Origin of the sequence: Vibrio sp. VB16 (assembly GCF_015594925.2) — a bacterium.
Taxonomy (GTDB): Bacteria; Pseudomonadota; Gammaproteobacteria; order Enterobacterales; family Vibrionaceae; genus Vibrio.
In genome coordinates this window covers 2,963,313-2,981,552 of the sequence record NZ_CP087590.1, presented here as the reverse complement: position 1 = coordinate 2,981,552, position 18,240 = coordinate 2,963,313, and the positions used below count along the sequence as shown (strand labels likewise).

At 41.0% G+C, this 18,240-nt stretch carries 15 protein-coding genes; 10 read left to right on the top strand and 5 right to left on the bottom strand.

Going from position 1 to position 18,240, the window contains the following annotated elements; all coding sequences use genetic code 11:
- Positions 1 to 30: 30 nt before the first annotated feature.
- The 5 genes from ileS (at position 31) to ispH (ending at position 5,526) form a co-directional block, all read left to right on the top strand.
- Positions 31 to 2,862, top strand: coding sequence for an isoleucine--tRNA ligase (gene ileS / locus IUZ65_RS13585; RefSeq protein WP_195704229.1), 2,832 nt, complete (start codon positions 31 to 33; stop codon positions 2,860 to 2,862).
- A 12-nt stretch (positions 2,863 to 2,874) separates the two neighbouring features.
- Positions 2,875 to 3,378, top strand: a complete 504-nt coding sequence (gene lspA / locus IUZ65_RS13580) for a signal peptidase II (protein ID WP_195704228.1) — start codon at positions 2,875 to 2,877, stop codon at positions 3,376 to 3,378.
- 298 nt (positions 3,379 to 3,676) lie between these two features.
- A complete protein-coding gene (locus tag IUZ65_RS13575; RefSeq protein ID WP_195704227.1) occupies positions 3,677 to 3,970 on the top strand; it encodes a type II toxin-antitoxin system RelB/DinJ family antitoxin in 294 nt (97 codons plus the stop codon).
- 118 nt (positions 3,971 to 4,088) lie between these two features.
- Positions 4,089 to 4,553 carry an FKBP-type peptidyl-prolyl cis-trans isomerase gene (fkpB, locus tag IUZ65_RS13570; protein ID WP_195704226.1) on the top strand — a complete coding sequence of 155 codons (465 nt, stop codon included), beginning with the start codon at positions 4,089 to 4,091 and terminating at the stop codon, positions 4,551 to 4,553.
- 28 nt (positions 4,554 to 4,581) lie between these two features.
- Positions 4,582 to 5,526: a 4-hydroxy-3-methylbut-2-enyl diphosphate reductase gene (gene ispH, locus IUZ65_RS13565; RefSeq protein WP_195704225.1), complete on the top strand. Its 945-nt coding sequence runs from the start codon at positions 4,582 to 4,584 to the stop codon at positions 5,524 to 5,526.
- 115 nt (positions 5,527 to 5,641) lie between these two features.
- Here the strand turns inward: ispH and IUZ65_RS13560 are convergent, their stop codons facing one another.
- Positions 5,642 to 7,126: a carbon starvation CstA family protein gene (locus tag IUZ65_RS13560; RefSeq protein ID WP_195704224.1), complete on the bottom strand. Its 1,485-nt coding sequence runs from the start codon at positions 7,124 to 7,126 to the stop codon at positions 5,642 to 5,644.
- A 273-nt stretch (positions 7,127 to 7,399) separates the two neighbouring features.
- On the opposite strand from IUZ65_RS13560, the gene IUZ65_RS13555 reads away from it, so the two are divergent.
- Positions 7,400 to 7,744 carry a DUF2799 domain-containing protein gene (locus IUZ65_RS13555; RefSeq protein WP_195704223.1) on the top strand — a complete coding sequence of 115 codons (345 nt, stop codon included), beginning with the start codon at positions 7,400 to 7,402 and terminating at the stop codon, positions 7,742 to 7,744.
- Between the two features lie 226 nt (positions 7,745 to 7,970).
- Here the strand turns inward: IUZ65_RS13555 and IUZ65_RS13550 are convergent, their stop codons facing one another.
- Entirely contained in the window at positions 7,971 to 9,089 is a 1,119-nt protein-coding gene (locus IUZ65_RS13550; protein WP_195704222.1) for an anhydro-N-acetylmuramic acid kinase, read from the bottom strand.
- A gap of 125 nt (positions 9,090 to 9,214) precedes the next feature.
- Between IUZ65_RS13550 and nagZ the strand changes: the two genes are divergently transcribed.
- Positions 9,215 to 10,198 carry a beta-N-acetylhexosaminidase gene (gene nagZ / locus IUZ65_RS13545; RefSeq protein WP_195704221.1) on the top strand — a complete coding sequence of 328 codons (984 nt, stop codon included), beginning with the start codon at positions 9,215 to 9,217 and terminating at the stop codon, positions 10,196 to 10,198.
- A gap of 28 nt (positions 10,199 to 10,226) precedes the next feature.
- On the opposite strand, the gene btsR is transcribed toward nagZ, so the two are convergent.
- Together btsR and IUZ65_RS13535 are read right to left on the bottom strand one after the other, a co-directional pair.
- Positions 10,227 to 10,952, bottom strand: a complete 726-nt coding sequence (gene btsR / locus IUZ65_RS13540; RefSeq protein WP_195704220.1) for a two-component system response regulator BtsR — start codon at positions 10,950 to 10,952, stop codon at positions 10,227 to 10,229.
- Between the two features lie 17 nt (positions 10,953 to 10,969).
- Positions 10,970 to 12,640: a sensor histidine kinase gene (locus tag IUZ65_RS13535; RefSeq protein WP_195704219.1), complete on the bottom strand. Its 1,671-nt coding sequence runs from the start codon at positions 12,638 to 12,640 to the stop codon at positions 10,970 to 10,972.
- Positions 12,641 to 12,882: 242 nt separating this feature from the next.
- Here IUZ65_RS13535 and IUZ65_RS13530 point away from each other — a divergent pair, with 242 nt between their 5' ends.
- Both IUZ65_RS13530 and tyrA read left to right on the top strand, forming a co-directional pair.
- A complete protein-coding gene (locus tag IUZ65_RS13530) occupies positions 12,883 to 13,953 on the top strand; it encodes a 3-deoxy-7-phosphoheptulonate synthase (protein WP_195704218.1) in 1,071 nt (356 codons plus the stop codon).
- A 108-nt stretch (positions 13,954 to 14,061) separates the two neighbouring features.
- Positions 14,062 to 15,189 carry a bifunctional chorismate mutase/prephenate dehydrogenase gene (gene tyrA, locus IUZ65_RS13525; RefSeq protein ID WP_195704217.1) on the top strand — a complete coding sequence of 376 codons (1,128 nt, stop codon included), beginning with the start codon at positions 14,062 to 14,064 and terminating at the stop codon, positions 15,187 to 15,189.
- 138 nt (positions 15,190 to 15,327) lie between these two features.
- On the opposite strand, the gene IUZ65_RS13520 is transcribed toward tyrA, so the two are convergent.
- On the bottom strand, positions 15,328 to 16,620 hold the full coding sequence (locus tag IUZ65_RS13520; protein ID WP_195704216.1) for a peptidoglycan DD-metalloendopeptidase family protein: 1,293 nt from the start codon (positions 16,618 to 16,620) through the stop codon (positions 15,328 to 15,330).
- A gap of 124 nt (positions 16,621 to 16,744) precedes the next feature.
- On the opposite strand from IUZ65_RS13520, the gene tyrS reads away from it, so the two are divergent.
- A complete protein-coding gene (gene tyrS / locus IUZ65_RS13515; RefSeq protein WP_195704215.1) occupies positions 16,745 to 17,932 on the top strand; it encodes a tyrosine--tRNA ligase in 1,188 nt (395 codons plus the stop codon).
- Positions 17,933 to 18,240 lie beyond the last annotated feature (308 nt).

The following is an 18,240-nucleotide window of genomic DNA, read 5'->3' as shown; positions in this document are numbered from 1 at the left end:
GCTCGCCCAAGATAACGGAATTAAGAATCAATGACAGACTATAAAGATACCCTGAATTTACCAGAAACAGGGTTTCCAATGCGCGGTAACTTGGCCAATCGTGAGCCAGAAATGCTTAAGCGTTGGTATAAAGAAGATCTTTACGGTGAAATCCGTAAAGCTAAGAAAGGCAAAAAATCTTTTATATTGCACGATGGCCCTCCTTACGCCAATGGTGATATTCATATCGGTCATGCATTAAATAAGATTCTTAAAGACATTATTATTAAATCTAAAACCCTTGCTGGATACGATGCACCTTACGTTCCGGGTTGGGATTGCCACGGTCTACCTATAGAATTAATGGTAGAGAAGAAAGTAGGCAAACCAGGACAAAAAGTAACGGCAGCAGAGTTTCGTGAGAAATGTCGCCAATATGCTGCGGTGCAAGTTGAAGGGCAAAAGGAGAGCTTTAAACGTCTCGGAATATTGGGCGAGTGGGATAAACCTTATCGCACAATGGACTTTGGTACAGAAGCTAACATCATTAGAGCACTAGGAAAAATTGCAGATCAAGGCCATCTATTGAAGGGTTTCAAACCTGTTCATTGGTGTACAGATTGTGGTTCTGCTCTTGCAGAAGCAGAAGTGGAGTATAAAGATAAAATCTCCCCATCTATTGATGTGAAATTTGCAGCGAAAGATGAAGCAACGGTTGTTGAGAAGTTTGCTTTAATTAAAGATCACGAAGGTCAAGGTGACGTATCTATTGTTATCTGGACGACAACTCCATGGACATTGCCGGCTAACCGTGCGGTAACTGTTAGAGCGGATCTAGAATATGTTCTAATTCAGGTAGAAGGTGATAAGCCACAACGCCTCATCGTTGCATCTGAGTTAGCAAAAGAAGTGATGGATCGTACTGGTATCGAACACTACCACAACCTTGGTTTTGCGACTGGTGAAGATCTAGAGCTTGTTCGTTTTAAGCACCCGTTTTACGATTTTGATGTCCCTGTTATCCTTGGTGATCACGTAACGACCGAAGCGGGCACCGGTGTTGTACATACTGCACCTGGCCATGGCCAAGAAGATTTCGTTGTTGGCCAGCAATATGGACTTGAAACTGCCAACCCTGTTGGTTCAAACGGTGTATTTTTACCAGATACAGAATTTTTTGCAGGTCAACATGTATTCAAAGCCAACGATTCTGTTTTAGAGGTTCTAAAAGAGCATGGTGCTTTATTGCATCATCATGCGTATGAGCACAGCTACCCACATTGTTGGCGTCATAAAACACCAATCATTTTCCGGGCCACGCCACAATGGTTTGTGTCTATGGATCAAGCCGGTCTACGTGCAAAAGCACTAGAAGCGGTTAAAGGTGTTCAGTGGATCCCTGATTGGGGTCAAAGTCGCATTGAAGGGATGATAGAAGGCCGCCCAGAATGGTGTATTTCTCGTCAGCGTACTTGGGGTGTTCCGATTGCTTTGTTTGTTCATAAAGAGACGGCAGAACTTCATCCTAATTCCCCAGAACTTATTGAAAAAGTAGCTAAGCTGGTAGAAGAAAAAGGCATTCAAGCATGGTGGGATGTTGATCCTGCCGAACTGCTTGGTGACGACGACGCAACTAAATACGAAAAAGTACTCGATACTTTGGATGTCTGGTTTGATTCTGGTGTCACTCACTATTCGGTTGTAGACAATAGAGAAGAGTTTAACGGCCATAGTGCAGATATGTACCTAGAGGGCTCAGATCAGCATCGTGGTTGGTTCCAGTCATCAATGATATCTGCTGTTGCTATGAAAGGTGTTGCTCCTTATAAGCAAGTGCTAACTCACGGCTTTGTGGTAGATGGCAATGGCCGCAAGATGTCTAAATCTATTGGTAACGTCGTGGCTCCGAAGGATGTCACTAACCGATTAGGTGCGGATATTCTCCGTTTGTGGGTTGCTTCAACAGATTACACTGGTGAAGTGGCCGTGTCTGATGAGATCTTAAAACGTAGTGCAGATGCCTATCGCCGCATTCGTAATACCGCTCGATTCTTCCTAGCGAATCTAAATGGGTTCAATCCAGAAACAGATCTTGTGCCAGTAGAAGATATGGTTGCAATCGATCGTTGGGCTGTCGGTCGTGCAAAAGCAGCACAAGATGAAATTGAGAAAGCGTACGATGAATATAATACACATGGAGTAACGCAACGTTTGATGCAGTTCTGCTCTATCGAAATGGGTTCGTTCTATCTCGATGTGATCAAGGATCGCCAGTATACCGCTAAACATGGTGGTAACGCTCAACGTAGCTGTCAGACGGCATTGTATTACATTGTAGAAGCATTGGTTCGTTGGATGGCTCCAATCATGTCATTCACTGCTGATGAGATATGGAATGAAATGCCTGGCAAGCGCAATCAATACGTGTTCACAGAAGAGTGGTTTGACGGGCTATTTGGAATATCAGATGGTGAAGAGCTAAATGATGAGTTCTGGAATGACGTTCAAGCTGTCCGCGGGGCGGTGAATAAACTTCTGGAAGTTGCTCGTAAAGAAAAAGTGATTGGTGGTGCTCTGCAAGCCGAAGTAACCTTGTATGTTGATAGTGCGTTAGCACAGAAATTAAACAAACTTGAAGATGAATTACGTTTCGTTTTATTGACTTCAAAAGCAGCCGTTAAATCAATTGATGAAAAATCAAATGAAGCACAGGCGACGGAAGTCGAAGGTCTCTATGTAGAAGTTAAAGCTTCTGAAGCTGAGAAATGTGAGCGCTGTTGGCACCATGTTGCAGATGTAGGCACGGTGAATGGTCACGAGAATATCTGTGGTCGCTGTGTTACAAACGTTGAAGGTGACGGAGAAGAGCGTCATTTCGTTTAGTTAAAGGTAGATATGAACGTTAAATCACTGGCAATTAGACAATCTGGAGTGCGTTGGCTTTGGCTGGCGGCTCTGGTGTTTGTTGTTGATATCGGTATCAAGTTATTGGTGATGGATAAAATGGATTACGGTTGGGCGAATCGAATAGAGATAACGCCTTTCTTTAACCTACTTTATGTACATAATTATGGTGCTGCATTTAGTTTTCTGAGTGAAGAAGCAGGTTGGCAAAGATGGTTTTTTGCCAGTATTGCTTTCTTTGTCAGTGGATTGCTTATTTTTTGGATGAGCAAACTTCCTGCAAAAGAGAAATGGAATAACATTGCTTATGCAATGATAATTGGTGGTGCGATTGGTAATGTTTTCGACCGAATCGTTCACGGCTTTGTAATTGACTATCTTGATCTGTTTTGGGGTACCTATCACTGGCCTGCATTTAATCTAGCGGATAGCACTATTTGCATCGGTGCGGCAATGATTATATTAGACGGGTTTAGGAGCAGAAAAAGCGATTAGTCAGTAAGGAATTGCTTAACTAATTTTAAAAAACACCAGAGATTAATCCTCTGGTGTTTTTTTATGTATTTTAAAATGTGATTTGGTTCTCTTTTTATTACATAAAATATTCTTAATTAGGTGTAAAGATCCAACCTAGAAGCCTTCTAACGCCTTACTTCTTGTGTTATTTTTAGTTATTCTTAAAATTGAGACAATTGTTCTGGTGTAATTTATCTTATTTAATGGTATGGGATTCTGTGTTGATTCAAGCTAGAATGGAATAAATGACAAAATGATTAATGAGAGGGGCCGTGACATGCGTAACGATAATCTAAAATTGAGTCCTGTTGATAGCAAGACAAAAGCGGCTTTTGCAAAAGTATGTCAGGATGCAGGCCTTACTCCACGCGAGGCTTTAACATTGTTTACTGAGTCTGTTGTTGAGCAGGGAGATATCCCCTTTCATCTAAAGGCGAAGCAACTAGAGTCATGTATGTATGGAAATAATGCTTCTTCTCAAATCCGAGTTCCAACGCAAGATCTTCAGAAAGAAGATATGTTGTTTGCCGATACTGAAAGCCGTTTCTTCAATGAATTGATGGGCATCTAACGCTGCTCTTTCTCACAACTCTTACGTCCTGAATAAACTTGTGGTTTTTTATATCTTCACTTGGTGGTTAAATAGAGAAATGGAAAGTCTTTATTTTCACTAAGGAATGCCTTAACCCATGTCTCAAATTCAAACTAATGTCACTTTAGACAACTCAACTATTGCATCCAATAGCACGGTCACTCTGCATTTTACAATCAAGCTAAGTAATGGCTCGGTTGCAGACTCAACTCATAATATGGGTAAACCGGCTCAACTAGCTATTGGTGATGGTAGCCTTAGCGAAAATTTCGAGAGTCATCTTATCGGTTTATCTCCTGGTGATACTAAAGTAGTTGAGCTGAAGGCCGCAGATGCATTCGGTTCGGCAAATCCAGATAATATACATCATATGGACAAAGCAAAATTTGTTGGTGATGCCGCCGTTGAAGTTGGTACGATAATGGCCTTTTCTGGACCTGATGGAATGGAAATTCCCGGTATAATAACCGATATAGCAGGTAATTCCGTTACCGTTGACTTTAATCACCCTTTAGCTGGACAAGATGTTACCTTTGAAGTTGAAATATTATCGGTAGAATAAATGCTAAAGATATATCAAGAGCAAATTAATGAAAGTATTACTCGCTAATCCTAGAGGATTTTGTGCCGGAGTTGATCGTGCAATCAGCATCGTAGAGCGCGCATTAGATTTATATCAAACACCAATCTATGTAAGACATGAGGTGGTACATAACCGTTTCGTCGTTGAAGGGCTTAAACAGCGAGGTGCCGTCTTTGTTGAAGAACTCAGTGAAGTGCCAGATGATAACATCGTTATTTTTTCTGCTCATGGCGTATCGCAAGCCGTTCGGGAAGAGGCAAAATCTCGCGATTTAACGGTCTTTGACGCGACATGCCCATTGGTTACCAAGGTGCATATGGAAGTCGCGAGAGCGAGCAAAAAAAATATGGAAGTGGTTCTAATTGGTCATGCGGGTCATCCCGAGGTTGAAGGGACAATGGGACAGTATGCGAGTGACAATGGTGGCATGTACCTCGTGGAGAGGCCTGAAGATGTAGATAAGCTTGTGGTTAAGAATCCGAGTGAGCTGCATTATGTAAGCCAAACTACGTTATCGGTTGATGAAACAGCCAGTGTGATAGACAGGTTGAGAGAAGTCTATCCCAGTATTCAAGGTCCTCGAAAAGACGATATTTGTTATGCAACACAAAACAGACAAGATGCTGTTCGTGGTTTATCTTTGGAGGTGGATGTATTGGTTGTCGTTGGTTCAAAAAACTCCTCGAACTCTACGCGGTTAAAAGAGCTTGCAGAAAAACTGGGCACAAAAGGATACTTAACCGATTGTCCGGAGGACATTCGAGCCGAGTGGTTTGAAAATGTGACCAAAATTGGTGTGACCGCTGGTGCATCTGCACCTGAAGAGCTTGTAGACCAGATTCTTAATAAAATAAGAGAATTGGGAGCAACGGAAGTAGAAGAAGTTCAAGGCAGGAAAGAGAATATGTTCTTTGAAGTGCCCAAGGAGTTACAAATTAAAAATGTGACTTGAGAAATAATTTTTGAGCTAAAGCGGTTTCATCAGAAAGGGTTCCCATTGGGAACCCTTTTAAATTAATGCTTAACACTTTTATTCAATGCTCAGGTTATGTGTTGAGCTAAAGCGATTATGCAGTTTTAACCGGAGAATCGGGTTCCTCTTCATCTGCTAAGTCTGTTTCACCCTTGCCTTTCGATACGGTAATAACGTAAGCAGCAGCGCCTAGAGCGGATACAACACCGATTACAGTAGATATGGTAATTGGCAAGCCAAAGCCTAACTTAGCGCTGCTCATGATGAATGAGATACATACTGTTGTCATGAACATCGCGGGGATAGTAGCAATCCAGTGTAATTTATTGTGGCGAAGTAGGTAAGCCGCCGCGGTCCAAAGCATGATAGTTGCTGTAGATTGGTTTGCGAACCCAAAGTAGCGCCAGATAATACCGAAGTCAACTTGAGTTAATATACCGCCAACTACGAATAGTGGAAGCGCCATAAGAAGACGTTTTGGCAATGTTTTTTGCTCAACATTAAAGTATTCAGCAAGGATGAGACGGCTTGAACGAAATGCGGTGTCACCTGATGTGATAGGTAGAATAACCACGCCTAGGAAAGCTAAGATACCACCAAATACACCAAGAAGACCAAATGAAGCACTATATACTACGTTACCTGGACCACCAGCTTTAACCGCTTCTTGAAGACCTTCAACTGAACCAAAGAAAGAGAGCGCAAGTGTACACCAGATAATAGCGATAATACCTTCACCAATCATTGCACCGAAGAATACGAAACGACCATTCTTTTCATTTTCCATGCATCGAGCCATCAGTGGAGACTGCGTTGCGTGAAAACCTGAGATAGCACCACACGCGATAGTGATAAACAGCGCTGGCCATAGAGGCATATTGTTCGGGTTCATGTTATTGAATAGGTCACTGATAACAAAGCCACCCATTACCGTGTGCTCACTAGAGAAAGCAACTGCAGCCATCAAGCCAACAGACATGAATACAAGTAATGCACCAAAGAACGGATAGAAACGACCAATGATTTTATCAACAGGGACAATCGTTGCGATTATATAGTATGCAAAGATGAGTACGACCATGCTCACTTTAGACATTTCGAAAGATGTTTGCTCATTCACAAGGTTTGTGATCATGCCAGCTGGTGCAGAAACAAACACAACGCCGACTAAAAGTAAAAGAACGATAGCAAAAACATTCATAAAATGACGTGCACCGTTACCTAAGTAACGACCAGTTATCGCAGGTACAGATGCCCCTTTATTACGAATTGATAGCATTCCAGAGAAGTAATCATGAACAGCACCAGCAAATATACAACCTAGTACAATCCATAACAGAGCCGCTGGCCCATATAGTGCACCCATGATTGGACCAAAAATTGGACCCACACCTGCAATATTGAGTAACTGTACAAGGTAAACCTTAGGTGTTGACATCGGCACAAAATCGACACCATCTTGCATTGTGTGCGCTGGAGTTTTGCGATTTTCATTAATACCGAAAACCTTTTCAACAAACGCACCGTAGATAACGTATCCGCCAATTAAGGCCGCGACACAAAAGAGAAACCACATCATAATATTCGTCCCAGTGTTATTAGTAATTTGTATAATTCAGTGTCAATACTAAAACGAGTGAATGCTAGCTGCATCCGATTCTTGAGTGAGTGGCACTATTCAACATTAAGTGGTTTCTGTGTAAATTTAATGGTTTTATTACTTCGATTGATCGAGTTCGATGTTTGGTTTCTAATTAACAGTAAATAGTGGAAGTTGAAATTATAGGTGTTTGACTTTCAAGATAAAATAGACCATTTTTGTATTGCATATATTTATATTAAGGGGTTTCTGATGTTGTTTAACAAATTGGTCGTGTTAACACTTTCATTTTTGGTCGTGGCTTGCTCATCTAGTAATGTCGATCTTGCCAAAAAAGGAGATTGGCACGAAATTGGTTTTTCCGATGGTATTAAAGGACATCATTCTCGCTCTTTTAGCGATCTACAACAACTAGGTCAAGCAAATCAAGCTGAGTATGATCAAGGTTACCTTAAAGGCGTTGAAGAGTACTGTAATCCTGATTTTGCCTACCAAATAGGCCTTTCCGGACAATACTATGAGGGTGTGTGTGAAGGTACTGAAGAGTCTCAGCGATTTCGCATGGAGTGGCAAAGAGGTTGGAACGAGTCAAACTAAAACATATTCGCATGTTAATGGTTTGCTATTAGTAGATACCGGGAAGGGGGGCTCACCCCTCCACTGCCTTTCTTAAGAAACCATTTTGTTTATCTAGCAATCGATTCGTCGCATTCTGTCGCTTGCATGACAATACGTACCGTTGTAGCCGTGGGGGTTTCGCCCTTCCGATATCAATTGCGATAAGGCAGAGATCAGTGCTTCATTGGTCATTAGAGTACTCCTATTACTCAGATGGGTAGATAACACCTAAAGATGCGTATCTAGAGGCTCCGGTGACGTCCGGTAAATTGCTTGGTAATCCCTTCACTCGTCGATAAGCCAACCAAGCAAATGCGATGGCTTCCATATAATCACTGCTTACTCCTTTATCATCCGTAGTGCAAACCGTCCAAGCGGGAAGATAAGTATTGAGTTTCTGCATTAACAAAGGGTTGTTTGCCCCACCACCACATACTAGTAACTCTGGATTGGTTCCTATCGTATGATTTTCTATTTCCTGACATATAGTGACGGCGGTAAATTCTGTCAGCGTTGCTTGAACATCTTGTGGTAAAAATTGGTTATCAAAATGCTCGAGTATCTCGGTTAACCAAGCTAGATTAAAAAGCTCTCGTCCAGTGCTTTTAGGGGCACTTAGTGAGAAATAATCTTCGGTGCATAGACGCTTTAGTAATTTAGGTATAATTTTTCCAGACGTGGCATATAAGCCATCTTCGTCAAACTTCTTACCTATCTGCTCATATATCCAAGCGTCCAATAACATATTTCCTGGACCAGTATCATAGCCGATGGTAGGCATTTCAGGTCTAAGTACTGAGATGTTGGCGATTCCACCAATATTTAAAACCACTACGGTAGAATGCGTTGGTTGAAAAATTGTTCGATGAAAAGCAGGAACTAAAGGCGCGCCTTGCCCTCCTAGTGCCATATCTTTACGTCTAAAGTCGGCAATAGTCGTAATACCCGTTTTAGCAGATATGATATTGGCATCGCCAAGTTGCATGGTAAATGGATTGTCACCAGTGGGTTGGTGGTATACCGTTTGGCCATGGTTACCAATTGCGACGACATCTGAAGCGTTGGTTCCGGTCTTGTCTAAAAGTTGTATCACGGCATCTGCATATAAAATACCGAGAGATGTCTCGAGCTGCCCAATGGTAACAATATCGGTAGACTGTCCTGTTGCGAAGCTGAGAATACTTTTTTTAATAGGTTCGGGTATGGCATAGCAATCAAAATCAATGAGTGTCGTTTCATTATCGTTAATTTCTACTAAGGCAGTATCAATACCATCTAGGCTGGTCCCTGACATGACGCCAATATAGAGTTCTTTTTTATTCATAAAAAATGACTACCCTCAGTAGAAAGTGAATTGTTTAGATAACGTATTGGAAATTGATTATATCTAAGGTACTTAAGGTTATAATCATTTTTTGATTGTACATCAACATTTTCAGGAGATTATAGATGGGGCCACTTTGGATTGATATTTCAGGATACGAGCTAGACGCAGAAGATAGAGAGATCCTGCAACACCCAACGGTCGGTGGGTTAATTTTATTCTCTAGAAACTTCCACGATAATGAGCAGTTATTGGCCCTGTGTGATGACATCCGAAAAGTAAGTAAAGGTCGCGCCCTTATTGGTGTGGATCAAGAAGGAGGCTTGGTTCAGCGATTTCGACAAGGCTTTACTCTTATTCCTTCGGCGCAAGCCCTCTCACAATATGAAAATAGTGAAAAATTAGCTCATCAAGCCGGTTGGTTGATGGCGGCAGAATTGATAGCGCACAACATAGATCTTAGCTTTGCTCCTGTTTTGGATAAAGGACACGAATGCAAGGCGATAAGAAGTCGCGCATTCGGTAATGACATCCACACTATATTGAAGAATAGTACCGCCTACATGAAGGGTATGAAACGGGTAGGCATGGCGACCACTGGAAAGCATTTCCCCGGGCACGGCGGTGTTATTGCTGATTCTCACTTGGAGACGCCTTATGACCATAGAGATACTATTTTTGAAACTGATATGGCTATTTTTAAAGCACAGATCGAGGTGGGCATTTTAGATGCGATGATGCCAGCTCATGTTATCTACCCTCATTACGATTCAGAACCTGCAAGTGGCTCTAAGTATTGGTTGCAAGACGTTTTGCGTGAAAAATTAGGCTTTTCAGGTGTTGTCTTTTCGGACGATTTGAATATGGAAGGGGCATCGGTAATGGGTAGTGCCGTAGAACGAGCAGAGCAGGCGCTAGCCGCTGGTTGTGATATGTTGTTACTTTGTAATAATCGCAACCGTAGTGTGGACATTTTAGACAGGCTTCCAATCGTCCAGACCCCAATAGCAGAAACGTTGTTTAAGACGCAAAGTTTTACATTGTCAGAACTAAAGCGATCGAGGGAGTGGATTGAGGCTAGTGAAGCAATGAAAAAAGTTGTTGGCTAACTCATTGTTAATCTAAGCTCTAGATGATTTAGACAATACCTAATTTCTCTTTTAGTGATTTTAGGTATCGACGGCTAACCGGAACCGGATAATCATTTCGCGTTATAATTTCGGCTAAGCCATTTTCTAACAATTTTATTTCTTTGATGGCCTTAGTGTTTATTAAGTATTGTCGGTGGCAGCGAAGAAGATCGGTCTTTTCCTCTAATACTTTTAATGTCAACTGACTGGATGCGATTTGCTCTGCGCTTCGGATATGTACACCGCTGATATCACTGAATGCATATTCGACGTCTCGAGTTGGAATAATCATGATTCTATTTAAGCCTATACAGGGGACTTGTTCCAATGATGCGGGGGCCAGTATAGACAAATCTTGTGTCTCAATTTGTTTGTTATGTTGTTTTACTAAACGACAAACCGTCTTTTCTAGTCGTTTTATTTCGATAGGCTTTAACAGGTAATCAAATGCATTGTCTTCAAATGCTTGAATGGCGTATTGATCAAAAGCAGTAACAAAGACAACCATTGGCATGGTATCGGGATCAAGCATTGCAAGCAGTTCAATGCCTGATATTTGAGGCATCTGAATGTCTAAGAAAATAACATCAGGTTTCAATGCATTGATCTTTTTCAGTCCTTCAATTGCATTGCTGGCTTGATCTATAACTTCAATATTATTAGTGTCATGCAATAGATTGGCGAGTTCTTCGCGAGCTAGCTGTTCGTCATCGATGACTAATGCAGTAAGCATTATGATCCCTTATTGTGTTATTTCTCATTAGGAATGATAAAGCTCATTCGTGTTATTTGGTCTTTTTCGACGTAAGTTTTTAGCTCCCCGTCACGGCCAAAGTAATTAGATAAGCGCTTGCTCACAATTTGCATACCTAAACCTTTATGATCTTTCCTTGGTTCTAGATAGCTTCCAGCGTTATCTTCAACAATTATTTCACAGCCCATGTCGTTACATTGGCTGTAAATCTTAACTTTTCCACCTTCTAACATGTGGGACACACCATGTTTAATCGCGTTTTCAACGAGAGGTTGTAGCGTAAAACTCGGTACTTTTCTATCCTGTAATTCAGAGCTAATATTCATCTCTACTTCTAATCGATCACTGAAGCGTGCCTTCTCGATAGTTAGATAGGCATTTACGTGAGCTAACTCCTCTTTTAAGCTAACCGTTTCTATATTTTGTTTAAGATTACTGCGGAAAAAATGAGAAAGATGTTGAATAAGCTCTCTTGCCTTGTCAGGGTTTTTACGAATAACAGCACTAATTGTGTTGAGTGCGTTGAATAAAAAATGAGGGTTAACTTGAGCGTGGAGAAGCTTTATTTCAGACTGAGATAACAACATCTGTTGTTGTTGATAGTCTCCATAAAGAATTTGGCTTGAAAGCAGTTGAGCTATTCCTTCAGCCATGGACATATTGATAGTAGAGAATAGTTTTCGCTTAGGTTCGTAGAGCTTTATTGTTCCGACGACCTTATCGCCAGCCCTTAAAGGAATAATGAGTGCTGACCCCAATTTGCAGTTTTCGGAAATAGAACATTGATAAGGATTGTCTTTACCATTTAAGTAAATGATGTCATTTTTTTCAATGGCATCCAATGTACATTGAGACGAGATAGGGGTGTCCGGTTTATGATGGTCATCCCCAATACCGACAAACGCCAGTATTTTATTTGTGTCCGTTATTGCGACGGCTCCCACATTCGTTTCTTCATAAACAATTCGCACTATTCTTGCCGCATTTTTAGAGTTAAACCCAGAATTCAAAATACCGACAGATCGTTCAGCAATATTAAGAGCTCTTCGGGAAAAGGTGGCTGAATATTTTTCGAAAATGGTTTTTCTGTCTTGTAGAATACTCATAAAAAGTGCAGCACCAATTGAGTTGGCAATAATCATAGGTGCCGCGATGGCGGAGACGAGGGTATAAGCTTGGTCAAAAGGTTTTGCCACAATAAGAAGAATGAACATCTGAATGATTTCAGCGAAGAGGGTGATAGAAAAAACGACGCTAGGATTAAACAGTTGTTCCTGCTTATTTTTTTTTATTAAGTAACTATGAAGTACACCACCAATTACGCCCTCAGCTGTTGTTGATATCGCACACGCGATGTCAGTAAAACCACCCAAGGTATAACGATGTATACCTCCGGTGAAGCCCACAGCAAAACCAACAATAGGCCCGCCAAAAATGCCGCCCATGACAGCGCCGATTGCACGAGTGTTAGCGATGGCATCATTAATTTGCAACCCGAAGTAGGTTCCCATTATACAAAATAGCGAGAAAATTACGTAACAGTTAAGCTTGTTTTCAAGACGGTTTGAAATATTGAGTAGGGGTAAAAATACGGGCGTTTTACTGAGCATATAAGCCAAAACAAGATATACGCACATTTGTTGTAACAACGAGAGAATCAATTCCATATGTTTAGCCCAGTAGAAGTTATTACAATGCCATTTTATGCGAGATTAGGTAAATTGCGTAGAACCTAGATCATATTTATAACACGTGGTATTAGCTAATGATGTGTAAATTTATTTTTACACAAAATGTTTTTATTTATTTACACTTGAAAGTTTTATTAATACTGGTAAATTAAGCATTAAGTTGGCTGTTACGAATCACTGACGAAACTAAGTGTAAAAAAATATTTACGGAAAATAAGATGAAAAAAAGCACATTAAGCAATATCAACATCAGTGATGAACAGGTTTTAATCACTCCTAATGAGTTAAAACAGAAATTGCCTCTTAGCGATAACGCAAGACAGTTTATCCAGGAATCTCGTCAGACGATTTCAAACATTATACACAAGAAGGATCATCGTTTATTGGTTGTTTGTGGTCCATGCTCAATTCACGATGTAGATGCTGCGATGGAGTACGCGAAACGCCTTAAAGCACTTTCTGCAGAGCTTAAGGATCAGATATACATCGTTATGCGTGTTTACTTCGAAAAGCCACGTACGACGGTTGGTTGGAAAGGCCTTATAAATGACCCTCAATTAGATGGGACCTTTGATATCGAGCATGGGTTGCATGTGGGCCGTAAGTTATTGGTTGATTTGGCTGAAATGGACATCCCTTTAGCAACGGAAGCATTGGACCCGATTAGTCCACAATATCTTTCTGATACATTCAGTTGGGCAGCGATAGGTGCTCGTACTACTGAGTCACAAACTCACCGTGAAATGGCAAGTGGGCTTTCTATGCCTATTGGATTCAAGAATGGCACCGACGGTAGTCTATCGACAGCGATCAATGCGATGCAGGCAGCCTCTTCTAGTCACCGTTTTATGGGAATTAATACAGAAGGGCAGGTCGCGCTTCTGACTACTCAAGGGAACAGCAATGGCCATGTGATTTTGCGTGGAGGAAAACAAACGAATTATGATTCAGTTTCTGTTGCTGAGTGTGAAGGTGAGTTAGCCAAATATGACCTTGATGCCGCTTTAATGATAGATTGTAGTCATGCCAACTCACGTAAAGACTATCGTCGCCAGCTTTTGGTCGCTGAAGATGCAATTTCTCAAATACGCGAAGGTAATAAATCTATCATAGGATTAATGATAGAAAGTCATTTGAACGAAGGGAATCAGCCATCTGATATACCATTAAAGCAGATGGAGTACGGGGTATCTATCACAGATGCATGTATTAATTGGCAATCAACTGAGGCACTATTACGCAATGCACATAAAGAGTTGGTGCCATTCTTACAAGATAGAGTTAAGTGATGAGTCACTGATTTAAGAGATAGAAGTGACGAATAATTTTACCAAACAGTGGAGCGGCTTTTAGCAGCTTCATTTTTTATTTAGTAAATACAGATATAGGCAAATTTGATGGCAGTTGAATTAAGTGAGTTACGTGATCAAATTGACGAAGTAGATAAGCAGATGATTGAGCTTCTGGTTCGTCGTCTTTCTCTCGTCGAAAAGGTCGGAGAAGTCAAGAGTGAACACGGTTTGCCTATCTATGCCCCTGATAGAGAAGCGGCAATGCTTGCTTCTCGTCGACAAGAAGCAGAGAAGCGTGGTATTCCACCTCAGCTAATTGAAGATATTCTACGCAGAACAATGCGAGAGTCATATGCGAGTGAAAAAGATTCTGGTTTCAAATGCTTAGCGCCTTCATTGGGCCCTGTTGTTATTATTGGTGGTAATGGCCAATTAGGCAGTTTATTCGGTCGTATGTTTACACTTTCTGGGTATCAAGTGAAAGTATTAGGTAGTAAAGATTGGGATAATGCTGATGATCTGTTACATGATGCTGGTTTAGTCGTTGTTACCGTGCCTATTCACTTAACAACGGGCGTTATAGAGAAATTAAACGCGCTACCTGATGACTGTATTCTTTGTGATTTAACCTCGATAAAATCTAAACCACTAGAAAAAATGCTGAGTGTTCACGGTGGCCCAGTGGTTGGTTTACACCCAATGTTTGGACCTGATGTACCGAGCCTGGCAAAACAGGTTATTGTCTATTGTGATGGTCGCGGTAGTGAGGAATATCAATGGTTGTTAAAGCAATTTGGTATTTGGGGTGCCAGCTTATGTAATATCGATGCGAAAGAGCATGATCATGGAATGACGTTAATTCAGGCTTTGCGTCACTTTACTTCGTTTGCATATGGTCTCCATTTAAGTCGTGAAAACCCTAATATAGATATGTTGTTACAGTTGAGCTCACCTATCTATCGCTTGGAGCTCGCTATGGTGGGTAGACTATTTGCTCAAGACCCAAACCTATACGGTGATATTATTTTATCATCGGAAGAAAATATAGAGATGATTAAGCGTTTCCATACTAGTTTCGGTGAAGCGATCAAAGTACTTGAAGGTCATGACAAAGCCACATTTGTTGAAAGCTTTGAGAAGGTGAGTGATTGGTTTGGTGACTACTCGCAACAGTTTATGACTGAAAGCCAAAACCTTCTTAAACAAGCGAACGATGCAATTCATCGTGGTTAAGCTTCTTTAAGCTCAAATCTAGGTTAATTTTAAAGCCCTCTATTCTAAGTGAATAGAGGGCTTTAATTTGAGTATTTTAGCGGCCTTTTTTATTCGTTTTTTAGTGATATTAAAGGCGATAATTGTCGATGTAATGCGTTAACTTTGATTGGCGAATAGGAGTTGTCCGTATCGCTCTAATTTTGAGAGCCTGTCTTTCGCGTTGGTCATAAACTCCGTCTTTGCTTGCCCTTTAAGCGATTTTGATTGAGGCAATTTGACGGTTCTTGGGTTTTTGTGAACACCGTTAACGAGGAATTCGTAATGAAGATGAGGACCAGTTACACGCCCCGTACTACCTAATGTCCCGACGGATTGCCCCTGTTTAACTCGCTGGCCGGTTTTAACATAGCGACGTGTCATATGTAGGTATTTAGTAATATAAGTGTTGCTGTGGCGTATAAATACATAGTTGCCGTTGTACTGGTTATAGCCGGATTTTTCCACTACGCCGTCACCAGCAGCCCATATAGGTGTTCCTACTGGGGCAGAATAATCGGTCCCACGGTGAGCAACAACTTTACCAGTGACGGGGTGGCGTCTCCTTGGGTTAAAGTTGGACGTTACCCGCCTAAAGTCTATTGGAGAACGTAAGAACGCCTTTTTCATTGCCCTGCCGTTTTCGTCGTAATAGTTGCCTGTGTTGTCGTCAAGTATTGCCTTAAACGTTTCGCCTTGATTAGAAAAAATGGCAGCAATAATTCGCCCGCGTCCCATTTTTTCTCCTTCGACCACTTTTTCTTCATAGAGCACTCTAAAACTGTCGCCCGCACGAATATCAAGGGAGAAATCTATATCCCAACCAAAAATACCGGCAAGTTCCATTATTTGATTGGGCGTTAGATCGGCGGAAAGTGCAGCGTTCCAGAAATTAGAGCTGATCTCAGCTTCCGTGTAATTAAACTGAATATTAACGGTTTTCGTTTCGAATGCCGCTTTATATCCAATATCGGCTTTACTTATTCGAAAAGTTTCAAATGGAGTGATAACTCGTTTTATCTGCAATAACTCGTGGTTTTCATCAAAACCAAATGTGAGTTCTTCACCCACGCGAAGACGAGAAAGCTGTTTGTTGATTTCTGTATCACTAGAGATAAGTTTGTGTAGTAGTTGTGCCGATAATCCAATTCTATTGAATAACTTAGCGGCACTTTCACCGGAGGCTATTTTATATTTCTCCCAGCGAACGACTGATTCAGGCAGAATACTGTTGTTTGTTTCTAACGTTTCGAGAGATATGGCGAGGGGATAGTGTCGACCAATTTCTAGAGTATTTTGGTTTTTAGTTAGATCTTCGCTATCAGGAAGAAAAATAACAACGGTAATTAGCGCTGAAAACAGTAAAATCAGGGCGCGATGGATAATCGGAAGTCGAAAAAAAGTAGAAAGCATGGTCGATAATTATTAAATTTGGTGAAATTCGTCAATACTGAGTTTAACTGGTTTCAAAATACATAGCTATTCAAGTAAACTGTGCAACTATTAATTTTTGCCAAATCTGTGGGAGTTAACAAGAATGGCGAGTATAGAAGCAGCATTGGCTGAGATAAAGCGCGGTATTGATGAACTTTTACCGGAAGAAGAACTGATTGCAAAACTGAAAGAGAATCGTCCTTTACGTATTAAGTTAGGCGCAGATCCAACGGCGCCTGATATTCATTTAGGACACACCGTTATACTAAATAAATTACGTCAGTTTCAAGAGTTGGGGCATGAAGTCACATTTTTGATCGGCGATTTTACTGGTATGGTTGGTGACCCATCAGGTAAGAATACAACGCGACCACCACTGACTCGTGAAGATGTATTAGCAAATGCAGAAACGTATAAACAACAAGTATTTAAGATACTAGATCCTGAGAAAACTAAAATTCAGTTTAACTCAGAATGGTTATCGGAGCTTGGCGCTGAAGGAATGATTCGCTTGGCCTCAAATCAAACCGTCGCACGTATGTTAGAGCGAGATGATTTTAAAAAACGCTATTCGAACAATCAACCAATCGCGATCCATGAATTTATGTATCCACTTCTTCAAGGATACGATTCTGTTGCGATGGAGACAGATGTCGAATTAGGTGGCACAGACCAAAAGTTTAACCTACTAATGGGGCGTGAACTGCAGAAGGCAAACGGTCAGAAGCCTCAGTGTGTGCTTACTATGCCTCTTCTTGTTGGCCTTGATGGTGAGAAGAAGATGTCCAAGTCAGCTCATAACTACATCGGTGTGAGTGATGCGCCTAATGATATGTTTGGTAAAATCATGTCTATTTCTGATGTTCTTATGTGGAGTTACTACGAGTTACTATCCTTTCGTCCATTGGCAGAAATTGAGCGGTTTAGAACCGATGTTGAAGCTGGCAAAAATCCTCGTGATATTAAAATTCTACTTGCGAAAGAAATTATTGCTCGTTTCCATACAGAAGCAGACGCTGAAGCAGCGGAACAGGAATTTATTAATCGCTTCCAAAAAGGTGCGATGCCAAATGAAATGCCAGAGTTTGAATTTGAGTCAGGTATTGCCATTGGTAATTTGCTGAAAGAAGCGGGTTTAGTGAATTCAACATCAGATGCTATGCGAATGATTCGCCAAGGTGCGGCAAAGATTGATGGGGATAAAATAGAAGATACGAAACTGATTCCTGAAACAGGAACAGCGGTATATCAAGTAGGTAAGCGTAAATTTGCCCGTATCACACTGAATTAATGATTATTCCATAATCATTATGCAGAGGCGCTTTTATAGCGCCTTTTTTACATTAAACTGACGTGAAAATATGTCCTATAGTGATAGAATGCGCTCGCTGCAAATCGCAGTAACCTTGGAGATTTATATGAACAATATCGACCATCCTCCTAGTATCAAGGGAGAAAGATAACCGCGACGGTATTGGCATTCTTCATTCCTACCCAACAGTAGGCGATCTTTTGTTTCATCCCTCCTCTCTATTTTTCTCCAGATATTATTTAAATTACCGATCTGAAATCAATAAAGCATTCTTGTGTTTGGTTTTT